Origin of the sequence: Thauera carbonicopians (assembly GCF_025699485.1) — a bacterium.
GTDB lineage: Bacteria > Pseudomonadota > Gammaproteobacteria > Burkholderiales > Rhodocyclaceae > Thauera.
The window spans coordinates 56,512-67,581 of sequence record NZ_JANUXN010000020.1; the positions used below are offsets into that span (position 1 = coordinate 56,512).

Consider the following 11,070-nt stretch of genomic DNA (forward strand, 5'->3'; position numbering starts at 1 on the left):
GTCTCCTCGGGCTGCTCTTGCGGCAGCGATGGCGGCAGTCTAGAACCTGTGCCCTGCCTCTGTCGCCGTGGAAAGCGCCAGCCTGGCCTCATGATTTTCATGAGGCACGTCCAGCGTGTGGCCGGACTGCATCCGGGCGCTTGCGAACTCGCCGCCGGCACGCCGGTCTGTCGACCCGTGCGCCCCGTTTCCATCGAGCCCTGCCGTGCCTCTGTTCAAGCGTATCGCCATCGCCCTGTCCCTCATCCTGCTCCTGCCGCTGGGCATCAGCCTGGCGAACCCGCCGCGTGCCGAAGGCATGGACGCGCGCGGCTGGCGCGCACTGCCGCGCCATTCCGCCGGCCTGGCGCCCGATCCGGCGGCCTTCGCCGACACCGCCATCGTGCAGGTGTATGCGGCCGCCACCTACGGTTGGCGCGGCTATTTTGCCGTCCATCCGTGGATCATCTTCAAGCGCAGCGGCGAGACGGCCTACACCCGCTACGAAGTGACCGGCTGGGGCCGCAGCCGTGGCCCGGTCGTCAGGCGCAACAATGCGGTAGCCGACGGGCTGTGGTTCGGCGCCGTGCCCACGGTGCTCGCCGAGCATCGCGGCGCAGGCGTGGATGAGATGATCGACCGCATCGAGGACGCGGTCGCCTCCTACCCCTACGCCGACACCTACCGCAGCTATCCCGGGCCCAACAGCAATACCTTCATCGCCCACATCGGCCGCGAGGTGCCGGCGCTGCAGCTCGACATGCCGGCCAATGCGATCGGCAAGGACTGGCGCCCGCTGGATGCTCCGGTCGGGCGCGCGGTTTCCGGCACCGGCTGGCAGGCCTCGCTGTACGGCCTGCTCGGGGTCACGGTCGGCGTCGAGGAAGGCCTGGAGTTCAATCTGCTCGGGCTCAATTTCGGCATCGACCTGAACCGCCCCGCGCTGCGCCTGCCGCTGATCGGCCGTCTGGGCTTCGGCAACGTCGTGCCGGTGGCCGAAGCGGCGCCGAATTCCGCAGAGCCGATTCCGGCAGAATCACGGCCTCATTGACACGCTCCTTGCACAGGCTGTTTCCGAGCAGCCGTGAGCTTTCACCGAAAAAACCGTCCCCTGGAAGCGGCTTCAGCCGGGCTGCGACCGGTGCGCAGCGATTCCCAAGGTCGGGGTTGGGCAGGCCCTGGGGCCAGGCGCCCCGGGCGAGAGCCGATGCCATGGATCGGCACCGGGCGGCGTCCCTCAGGTCTCCACCAGGCCGGCCCGCACCGCGATCAGTGCGAGTTCGGCGGCGTTGCTGGCATTGAGCTTCTGCTTGATGTGGTACAGGTGGGTGCCGACGGTGCTGCTGCTCAGGTTCAGGGTGGCGGCGACCTCATTGACGGACTGGCCGCGTGCCAGTTGCAGGAAGATGCTGAATTCCTTGCTGGTCAGCGTTTCCGCCGGGTGGCCGCCGCCGCCGAGGCGGGCCAGCGCGAGCTTGGGCGCGAGTTCGGGGTCGAGGTGGCGGCGGCCTTCGGCGACGTCGGCGATGGCGCGCAGCAGTGTGTCGGGATGGGCGCGCTTGGACAGGTAGCCGGTAGCGCCGGCCTGCAGCGCGCGGGCCGGAATCAGGGTGTCGTCGTGAGCGGACAACATCAGCACGCGCGCAGCCGGATGGTGGGCGAGCAGGCGTTCGAGTGCGGCCAGGCCGCCGATGCCGGGCATCGACACGTCCATCACCAGCACGTCCGGCTGGTGTTCGTTCCAGGCCTTGAGCGCCGCTTCGCCGCTGTCGGCCTCGGCGACGACGGTGGCGCCCGCGCCCTCGATCAGCAGGCGAAAGCCCATGCGGACGATCGTGTGGTCGTCGGCGAGCACGATGCGCAGGGAAGGGAGCTGGATCGTCGTCATCAGCGCATGGCCCTGGTCGGGAAGGAGGAATGGGAAGGAGACACGGGAACGGCAGGCAGTGCCAGAGGCAGGCTGGCCTCCAGCCGGCAGCCGCCGGCGGCGGGCCGCTCGAGCCGCAGCGTGCCGCCGAGGGCCCGCACCCGCTCCTGCATGCCGACCAGGCCGTAGCGCGGTCGTGCATCGGCGGGATCGGCGCACAGGCCGCGGCCATTGTCGGTGATGCTGAGCGTGACCGCCTGCGCATTCCAGTCCAGCACCACCGATACTGCGCTGGCCTGGGCATGGCGGGCGACGTTGGTGAGGCTTTCCTGCAGCAGGCGCTGCAGCGCATGCGTCTGTTCGTTCTCCAGCACGGGTTCGGCTGCGGCGATCCGGCGGTCGAGGGCGATGTGCGGATAGAGCCGCGACCACTGCTTGCAGGCCTCGTCGAGGATGGCGCCCACCGTTTTCGGCGCTTCCGGCGAAGGCTGGCGCAGGCGTTCGAGGATGGTCCGCACGCCGTCCTGCATCTGGCTGGTCATCGCCAGGATGACCTGGGCGTTGCCGTGGATGCCGGGCTGGTCGGCGCTGCGCTGCTGGATCGCGCCGGCGATGGCGCGCACTGCGGTGATGCCCTGGGACAGTTCGTCGTGCAGTTCGCGGGCGATCAGGCAGCGTTCCGCTTCCAGGCGGTCCTGCACCGCGCGGGCGAAGTGGCGGTCGGCGGCGAGTGCGGCGTTGTCGGCGAGGGTGTGGTCGAGCCGGTCGGCCAGGCGGTTGTAGCTGCGTGCGAGGCGGTCGAGCTCGGGGGCGCCGACTTCGGGCAGGCGGCGGTCGAAATGCCCGCGCGCGCCGCGGTCGAAGGCGGCGTCGACCGCGCGCAGCGGCGCCAGCGCCCGGCGCAGCCCCAGGTGGCAGCCGATGCCGGCCAGCAGCAGGCCGGCGAGCGCCCAGCCGGCGAAGCTGGCGAGCCTGTCCCAGGTATCGAGCACCGAGCGCGAGGCATCGGGCAACAGGCTGATCTGCACCGGGCCGGCGTCGAAATGGCGTACGCGCAGATGCGGCGTCAGCCGTTCGGCAAACCATTCGGGTGCATGGCGGCCGGCCTTGTAGGTGGTGTCGGGCGATGTATACAGGCGTTCGCCGCCGGTGGCGGTGATCTCGAGCGCGTGCGCGCGGATGCGGCCGATCGCGGCGAGCGCGGACATCAGCCGCGCCTGGCCTTCGGCGCCGTCGCGGCGGGTTTCGTCGATCAGCACGGTCAGCCATTGTTCGGCGACGCGGCCGGCGGATTCGACTTCTTCCTGGATCGCGCCGCGCGTCTCGCGCAGCCACAGCGCGGCGCCGGTGAGTAGCGCGAGCGCGAGCAGCAGCGTCAGCATCAGGCTCAGCCGGGTGTGCAGGCTGGCGCTGCGAAGCAGAGGGGAGTGCTTGTCCATGTGCCGTGGCCTGTCTGCGCGGGGCCGGTTTCAGCGGCTCCGCAGCGCGGCCCTTTCGGCCGCCGGGTAAAGATGGATGACCGAGCGCCGGAATTCGGCCGCGGCGCCGTCGAGCGTACCGAAGCGGGGGGGCACCTCCTGTTCCAGCATTTCCGTCATGTCCAGTCCCTGTTCTGCGCCTTCGCGCAAGGTCCGTTCCAGCCACGCCAGGTAGCTGCGTGTCTGGGCGATCGGCGTGGCATCGGTGGCGACCGGGCCGTGGCCGGGCACGAGCTGCTTGAACGGAACGCGTTCGAGGCGTTCGAGCGCCTGCAGCCACTGCGCGATGTCGGCGTGGGGTGTGGTCGGCGCGCGGTTCCAGAACACGATGTCGCCGGCGAACAGGGTGCCGGTGGCGACGTCCAGCACGGCAAGGTCGGCGTCGGTGTGGCCTGCCAGCACGAACAGTTCCAGCCGGCGGCGGCCGATCTCGAGCGGCCCGGCTGCCAGCGCACGTCCGGGCAGCACGGTCTCGGTGCCGCGCATCCACTCGCCGGTCAGGCGGTACATGTTCTCGAGCAGGGCCTCGCCTTCGGTCTCGAGCGCGCTGCGTGTCCCGGGCAGCGCGGCCAGCGTCGCCGGCGGGAAAGCCTGGTTGCCGAGGACGTGGTCCGGATGGTGGTGGGTGTTGATCACCAGCACCACCGGCAGCGGCGTGACGGCGGCGATCGCCCGGCGCAACTGTTCGCCGTAGCGCAGCGAGGGACCGCTGTCGATGACGATGACGCCTTCGCTGCCGACGATGAAGCCGGCATTGACGATGTTGCCGCCGTTCGCGGGCGAGAAATCCTCGGTGCTGCCGATCAGCACATACACGCCGTCGGCGATGCGCTGCGGAGCGAGGCGGTAGTCGAAGCTCGTCTGCTGGGCGGCGGCTGGCGAACTGGCCGCAGGCAGGCCGGCGAACAGCGCCAGCGCTGCGAGGGCGGTGGCGATCGCTACTCGGCTGCTGCGGCGCCGCACGGGGAGCCTGCTGCCGATCATGGCGCTACCTCGGCCACGATCGGGTTGCCGTTGTTGTCGCGCCCGCTGATGCGGAAGCCTCCGCTGCCGGTGGCGGAGGCCGGAATGTCGATGGTGAACAGCGGGTTTTCGGCAACGGGCTCGCCGGGATGGATGCGCATCAGGCGCTCGCCGTCGGCGTTGCTGATGTCGAGTCTGTCGATGTGGAACACCGGGATGCCGGCGGCGAGGCCGGTGTCCATCGGATGCACGACCTGCACACGCAGCCGCGAGCCGCCGTCGATCCGCGGCCAGATCCGGGCGCTGACTTCGTTCAGGCGCTGCTGCCATTCGGGCGAGCCGGTGCCGGCCGAGGGCACGGTGCAGCCGCCGCCGGTGGTGTTGACCCAGGTGCCGCCGACGTGCCAGCGGCCGTCGGCGGTGCGCGCCGCGGCCCGCACCGGGGTGGATTGCTGCAGCTTGAGGCGGAAGGCGAGCCCCGGATGGGCACCGGCCGGCTCGTAGCTGAGGGCGCGGACGATGGGGTTGAAGTCGGCGAACACGATCACTTCCTCGACCGCCTGCAGCTTGCGCAGGTCGATCGCCACCGGCACGTTGAGCGCGTCCTCGGCCATCGTCGGCGCACTGACGCGGACGCGCTCGTCGAACTCGACTTCGGCGCCGGGGAAGAAGGTCTGGCGCATCTCCTCCCAGCGCGGCGAGCCCAGCGGATCGCTCGTGTCCTGCGCCTGCGCGCCCTGGGCGGCCAGCATCAGGGCCAGCGCCGCGCCGGCAATCAGCCCCTTCAGTGTCATTTCGTCTCCTGCCGCCGCTGCGGCGGCCTGCGCATGCTTTCGACGAAGCTGCGGATCGACCATAGCACCGGCGCATCGATGATGCCTTCCCATGGGGGCATGTGCTCGACGCCGAGCTTGATCTTGCCGTTCAGCACCGAATACCTGAAGAAATAGTCGCTGTCCTCGATGCAGCGCTGCTTCAGCGCCGGATCCTTGGCCCGGTTGCACAGGCCGCCGATGCGGCGCAGATCGGGTGCCGGCGAGCGGGAGCCGTCGGCGTCGACGCCGTGGCAACGGGCACAGGCCTGGTTGAAGGCGCTGCGGCCGAGTTCGATCGCGGCGGCGTTGCCGCGCAGCGGATTGCTGTCGGCCCAGCCGGGCGCGATCGGCGGCAGCGTGGATGTATCGACGTTCGGCGGCTGCGGCCGTTCCGCCTGTGCGGCGGTGGGCAGGCAGCACAGCGCGGCGCATAGCGCTGCACACAGCGTGGTGACCAGGCCGGTACGCGGCCCACGGCGGAAAGTAGGTAAGACGGCGTTCTGGGTCTGCACCGGGAGACTCCCTTGCAAGAGAAATCGTGCCAGCAGGTTGTGGATGGCCTGATGACGCAGCGAGGTCATAGCGTTATGTGCGTGGCGGGATAGAACAGCGTATTCAGAATCAGAAGCAGCAACCAGAAGCCGATTTCGAGGGTTTCCGTGATCGGCTGGATGCGCTTCACCGCGCCGTAGATGTGCACCACGAGCATCATGGCAAAGACCAGGAACAGCACATCGAAGGCGTAGCTGAAGCTGGTGCCTGTGGTTACGGAGCGGAGCATGGTCGCCTCCACCACCAGGATGAAGGCGCCCAGGCAACGGCCGAAGTAGATGGCCAGATGCTCGTGCTCCGGGACGCGCCATTGCATCAGGCGTGCCCAGCGCAGCGGCGCGATGAAGATCGGGAGGGCGAAGAATACGGTGGTGCTGAGCATCAGCACCAGCAGATACTCCCGGCTGTATTGGGCATATTGGCCGAGCATCGGGGCGTGGTTCCGTTTTTTGGTGTAGTTGTCGAAGGCGGCGTTGCCGGGTTTACCAGTCGGTCGTCGGGCAGCCCTGGCAATTGGTGAATGAGGACTCTGGGAAGATCGTGAAGCGTGTCGTGCAGTGATCGATGACGGCATCGTCGAGCCTGACCGAGACGAACTTCGCTTCCTGCAGATTGCAGCTCACCAGCTTCGTGCCGATCAGCCAGGCATGGTTGAGCCGGGCGAATTCGAGGCTGGCGCCGGTGAAGTCGGCGCCGGAAAAGTCGGAGCGCATCAGCCGCCCTGCTTCCAGGTCGGTACCGATCATGCGGGTGTTGCGGAAATTGGTGCTGGCGGCGTTGACCTTGTTCATGCGGGCGGCGGTCAGGTCGGCGCCTTCCAGATTGGCGGCGGAAAGATTGGCGGCGCGCAGGTCGGCGCGCGTCAGATTGGCGCCGCGCAGGTCGGCACCGGCGAGGTTCTGGCCGACGAGGTCGGCGTGGCGCAGGTCGGCGCCGGGGCAGCGGGTGTAGGGCCAGATCGGGCAGCCATTGATGATCAGCGGCCATTCCTCTTCGGCGCTGTCGCCGGTGTGGGTTTCGCCGAAGCTTTCTTCCGCCCAGGCGGCGGATGTGCCCAGGCCGCCCAGAACCAGACAGCCTGCGGCCAGCAGGCCGGGCCAGCGCCGGCGGGAAGGCCGTGCAGCGGCATTGGAGTTGGGGGTGTGAATCACGGGCGTGCTCCTTCCAGGGAGGCCGGGCGGGGCGTGTCCGCCCGGATATGGCGATGAACCCGGCGCCGGCCGCGGAGGCCGGACCCCGCGCCGAAGCGCAGGGTTGCCGGGTTCATCGGGCAGGATCAGCGGCTGGCTTTCGGCAGCTTGAACACCCACATCGAGCCGCCCTGGGTGACCTGCTTGGTCAGCTCGGCCATGTCGCCACCCCACAGCGGCACCGCGCCGCCGTAGCCGGACTGGATGGCGACGTACTGTTCGCCGTCCATTTCCCAGGTCACAGGTACCGAGACCACGCCCGAGCCGGTCTGGAACTTCCACAGTTCCTTGCCGTTCTTGGCGTCGAAGGCCTTCACGTAGCCGTCCGAGGTGCCGGTGAAGATCAGGCCGCCGGCGGTGGTCAGGGTCCCGGCCCACAGCGGGAACTCTTCCTTGTGCTCCCAGGCGATCTTGCCGCTGACCGGGTCGATCGCACGCAGGATGCCGATGTGGTCGTCGAACAGCCGCTTGATGCGGAACCCCTGGCCCAGGTAGGCGGAGCCGGCCTTGTAGGTGATGTTCTCGGTCCAGTAGTCCATTGCCCAGTGGTTGGCCGGGATGTAGAACAGGCCGGTGTCCGGGCTGTACGACATCGGATGCCAGTTGGTGCCGCCGAGGAAGGGCGGCGAGACGAAGATCGATTCGCCCTTGTCGGCGCCTTCCTTCGGCTGCGGCGGACGGTTGTCCTTCTCGATCGGGCGGCCGGTGGCGAGATCGAAGCCCGAGGCCCAGGTGATGCCATCGACGAAGGGCCAGGCGTTGATCAGCGAGGTCGGCTTGTTGGGGTAGCCGGCGCCCTGGGCGAGCTTGTCGCGGTCGGTGACGAAGAAGAAGCCGTTGCGGTCGGCGTGGGCCGAAGCATTGACCATCTTGCCGGTCTTCGGATCCTTGTACTCGAACAGCACGATGGAGTTGTTGCCGGAGAAGTCCCAGGCGTCGTTCGGCGTGTGCTGGTAGAAGCCCTTCAGTTCACCGGTGCTGGCATCGACGTAGGCCTGGCCGGAGGTGAACAGGCTGTCCCAGTTGCGCGGGTCGTCGCCCGGCGCGGTACGCTTCCAGGTGTTCCACGGCGCGGGGTTGCCGGCGCCGATGACGACCATGTTGTTGTCGATGTCGAAGCTGGCGGTCTGCCACGGGGCACCGCCGCCCTGGCTCCAGGCTTCGACCTTGCCGGTGGGCGAGTTGGGATCGTCCGGCCAGCTCGGCGCCTTGGGATCGCCGGTGGGGGTGCTGTCCTTGCCGTTCAGGCGGCCCATGTGGCCTTCGACCATCGGACGGGCCCAGACTTCCTCACCGGTGTCCGGGTCGCGCGCGAACAGCCAGCCGACCACGCCGAATTCGTCGCCGGATGAGCCGTGCACCAGCAGCGTGCGGCCGGACTTCTGGTCCTTGATGACGAAGGGGGCGCCGGTCATGGTGTAGCCCACCTTGTGGTCGCCGAACTTCTTCCGCCACACGACCTTGCCGGTCTTGCGGTCGAGCGCGACCATGGCCGCATCCAGAGTGCCGAAGAAGACCTTGTCGCCGTAGATGGCGGCGCCGCGGTTGACCACGTCGCAGCAGGGGCGGATGTCGTCCGGCAGACGGGCATTGTATTCCCACAGGCGCTTGCCGCTGCGGGCGTCGATCGCGAAGATGCGGGAATACGAGGCGGTGGCATAGATCACGCCATCGTGCACCAGAACCTGTGCTTCCTGGCCGCGCTGTTTTTCACCGCCGAAGGAGAAGCTCCAGGCCGGCACCAAGTTGGCGACGTTCTCGGTGTTGACCGCCTTGAGCGGGCTGTGGCGCTGCGCCTTCAGGCCCAGGCCGTAGGACAGCACGTCGCCGGTGGTCTTGTGATCGTTGAGGATGTCTTCCCAGGTGACGTCGGTGACTGCTGCGACCGGCAGCGACAACGCCGCCGCGGTGGCGACGACGATGGCGCGCAGCGCGAAGGGCTTTGCATGCGACTTTTTCATTTTTGCTCCTTGCCTCCTGATCCTGTCTTGTAGGTATGTCGTGTGGCTTTCCGCCGCGCGGGGGGCCGACGGGCCGGATGTCCGGTGAGCTACGTTTGGCAAAGAGCGTGCCAGCCGCGGCCGGGAGGGTGAATCCCGCCGCTGGTGCCCTGTGGCGGCCTGGCGGGCATTGTGGCCAGGGGGGAGGTGTAACGATTTGGAACAGTCGCTCCCTTCCTGAACAGTCCGGACGGGCAGTTCCGGATGGGCATGTCGTGTGACAGTAGGGATGACGCCGGCGCCGCGCAGCGGCCGGCGGGATGCGCTCAGCCGGCGGTTTCCAGCAGTTCGTCGGGGATGTCGGCCGGGCGCAGCTCGGTGCTGTCATCTCCCAGCAGGGCGAGCATCAGGCGCAGGCGGCCGGCGAGTTCGCTGATGTTGCCGGGCCACGAATAGTGCCGCAGGCGCTCGATCGCCTCGGGGAGAACGCGGATCGGGCGCCCGGGGCAGGCTTCGCGGACGAAGCGATGTACCAGATAGGCGAAATCGGCGCGCTCGCGCAGCGCCGGCAGCGTCACGATGCGCGCCCCGTGTCTTGCCAGCGTCGCCTGATCGAGGCCGCGCCCTTCCGCTCCATGGGCAAGTGGATGCCGGCTGGCGGCAACGATGCGGCGGCTTGAGTCCGCCGCCTCGAACAGCCGGGAGAGGGCGGCGGCCGGGAGAAGGTCGACATCGGTCAGGTAGAGCAGGCCGTTCTCCGCCTGTTGCAGGGCGTCTTCGAGTTCGTCGAGGCCCGCTTGCGCACGGGCGGCAAGGCTGCGGCCGTCGAGTTCGAGCGGCGGCACGTCGATGCCGTGGTCGCGGCAGTGCTGGTACAGCAGGTGGCGTTTGCCGGTGCCGGTTTCGCCGCACAGCAGCAGCGGGCCTGCGCAGCGGTTGCGGTGCCATTCGGCGACCAGCGCGCCGGCATGGGCGAGGCGCGGGTCGCTGTCGGGTGCGGGCGGCGCCTCGGTACTGCTGGGAGCCTCGCCGTCTTTCGCCTGCCGGCGGCCGCGCGGCGCCTGGGGCAGCAACAGCTCGGCCCGGGCGATGCAGGTCTGCCCGTGCAGCGTACGCAGCGGAAACGGCGTCAGCGGCCCGAACGCCGCCCAGGCCACCAGATGCCGCCACTGCGTGGTGAAGCATTCGGTGTAGCTGCCCTGCGGGAATTCGCCGTGCAGCTGCAGCAGTGCGCGGGCGGCGCGGTTGCTGGCCAGCAGGCGGCCTGCCTCGTCGAACAGCGCCAGCCCTTCCAGCGGGCTGCCGAGCAGGTCGGGCCGGGTATGAAAGTGCAGCGACAGAAAGCCTTCGCCGAGGTTTTCGATCAGGCGGTGCTCGATGCATTCGGCGGTGGTGCGCAGCAGTGCGTCGGCGTGCGACAGGTTGGCGCGGGCGTCGGTGGAGATGTCGAGAATGCCGGCGACGCCGCCGGTGGGCGAGAAGATCGGCGTGGCGACACAGGTCAGGAAGCGGTTGCGCGCCAGATAGTGCTGGTTGCCTTCGATGGCGACGGCCTTGCGCGTGGTGAGTGCGGTGCCGATCGCGTTCGTGCCCATCGCCGCCTCGCTCCATTCGGCGCCGGGGGAGAGTGCGACCCGGGTGGCGCGGTCGAGGAAGCCGGTGTCGCCGATGGCGCTCAGGATCAGTCCGTCGCAGTCGGTCAGCAGCAGCGTCGAGCTCGGGCAGTCGATCTGGCGGAACAGGTTCTCGATGACCGGGCGGGAGAAGGTCAGCAGGCGGGCATTGGCTTCCAGGCGGTCGCGCAGGTCGGCAGGGGAAACGAGGGCGTCCGACAGGGCGTCGTCCGGGCGCAGGCCGAACTCCCTGCTGCGCGCCCACGAGGCGTGCAGGTCGAGCGGCGCGAGCGTGGCCGGGTTCGGCGAGGAAGAGCGTGCGGGGTCCATGTCCTTTTCCATGCAGGAAGTATGCCTTCCGCGTGCATGGCTTGGAACGTGGCGCGAGCGGAAGTGCATCGCATTGGAACAGGTGTGCGGCAATGGAACACCCGGCGAGGCTGGCTTCGAGCGGCTTCGGATCGGCTGCTCAGCCTGGGCTGTTGCCAGTTGTCTGAATGATAAGAAGAAATCGAGAATTCTATGCGGGCTTGCGGTTCTGGCACGCTGCCTGCTGAGGAGACGTGTAACGCACATGGCGTGCGTAACCACAAGAAAGGAGACATCGAGATGATCTACGCAATGCCCGGCCAATCCGGGGCCCCGGTGCAGCACAAGGCGAAGTACGACAACT

The 11,070-nt window shown here is 68.6% G+C and carries 10 protein-coding genes; 1 reads left to right on the forward strand and 9 read right to left on the reverse strand.

Going from position 1 to position 11,070, the window contains the following annotated elements; genetic code table 11:
* Nucleotides 1-205: 205 nt before the first annotated feature.
* Nucleotides 206-1,030: a DUF3750 domain-containing protein gene (locus tag NX068_RS18380; RefSeq protein ID WP_263462719.1), complete on the forward strand. Its 825-nt coding sequence runs from the start codon at nt 206-208 to the stop codon at nt 1,028-1,030.
* Between the two features lie 186 nt (nt 1,031-1,216).
* On the opposite strand, the gene NX068_RS18385 is transcribed toward NX068_RS18380, so the two are convergent.
* The 9 genes from NX068_RS18385 to NX068_RS18425 all read right to left on the reverse strand — a co-directional run bounded on the left by NX068_RS18385 (nt 1,217) and on the right by NX068_RS18425 (nt 10,727).
* Nucleotides 1,217-1,867: a response regulator gene (locus NX068_RS18385; RefSeq protein WP_263462720.1), complete on the reverse strand. Its 651-nt coding sequence runs from the start codon at nt 1,865-1,867 to the stop codon at nt 1,217-1,219.
* Nucleotides 1,867-3,285: a HAMP domain-containing sensor histidine kinase gene (locus NX068_RS18390; RefSeq protein WP_263462721.1), complete on the reverse strand. Its 1,419-nt coding sequence runs from the start codon at nt 3,283-3,285 to the stop codon at nt 1,867-1,869. Before NX068_RS18390 ends, NX068_RS18385 begins: the two co-directional genes overlap by 1 nt.
* A gap of 30 nt (nt 3,286-3,315) precedes the next feature.
* The gene (locus tag NX068_RS18395; protein ID WP_263462722.1) at nt 3,316-4,308 is read right to left on the reverse strand and encodes a quinoprotein relay system zinc metallohydrolase 1; all 993 of its coding nucleotides are present in this window, start codon (nt 4,306-4,308) and stop codon (nt 3,316-3,318) included.
* On the reverse strand, nt 4,305-5,081 hold the full coding sequence (locus NX068_RS18400) for a quinoprotein dehydrogenase-associated SoxYZ-like carrier (RefSeq protein ID WP_263462723.1): 777 nt from the start codon (nt 5,079-5,081) through the stop codon (nt 4,305-4,307). Before NX068_RS18400 ends, NX068_RS18395 begins: the two co-directional genes overlap by 4 nt.
* The gene (locus NX068_RS18405) at nt 5,078-5,614 is read right to left on the reverse strand and encodes a c-type cytochrome (RefSeq protein WP_263462724.1); all 537 of its coding nucleotides are present in this window, start codon (nt 5,612-5,614) and stop codon (nt 5,078-5,080) included. The genes NX068_RS18400 and NX068_RS18405 overlap by 4 nt, the downstream gene beginning before the upstream one ends.
* A gap of 65 nt (nt 5,615-5,679) precedes the next feature.
* The gene (locus NX068_RS18410; RefSeq protein WP_263462725.1) at nt 5,680-6,084 is read right to left on the reverse strand and encodes a hypothetical protein; all 405 of its coding nucleotides are present in this window, start codon (nt 6,082-6,084) and stop codon (nt 5,680-5,682) included.
* A gap of 52 nt (nt 6,085-6,136) precedes the next feature.
* Complete coding sequence (locus tag NX068_RS18415; protein WP_263462726.1) at nt 6,137-6,805, reverse strand: pentapeptide repeat-containing protein; 669 nt, start codon at nt 6,803-6,805, stop codon at nt 6,137-6,139.
* A gap of 125 nt (nt 6,806-6,930) precedes the next feature.
* The gene (locus tag NX068_RS18420; protein WP_263462727.1) at nt 6,931-8,805 is read right to left on the reverse strand and encodes a methanol/ethanol family PQQ-dependent dehydrogenase; all 1,875 of its coding nucleotides are present in this window, start codon (nt 8,803-8,805) and stop codon (nt 6,931-6,933) included.
* 305 nt (nt 8,806-9,110) lie between these two features.
* Complete coding sequence (locus tag NX068_RS18425) at nt 9,111-10,727, reverse strand: sigma-54-dependent Fis family transcriptional regulator (RefSeq protein ID WP_263462728.1); 1,617 nt, start codon at nt 10,725-10,727, stop codon at nt 9,111-9,113.
* Between the last annotated feature and the right edge of the window lie 343 nt (nt 10,728-11,070).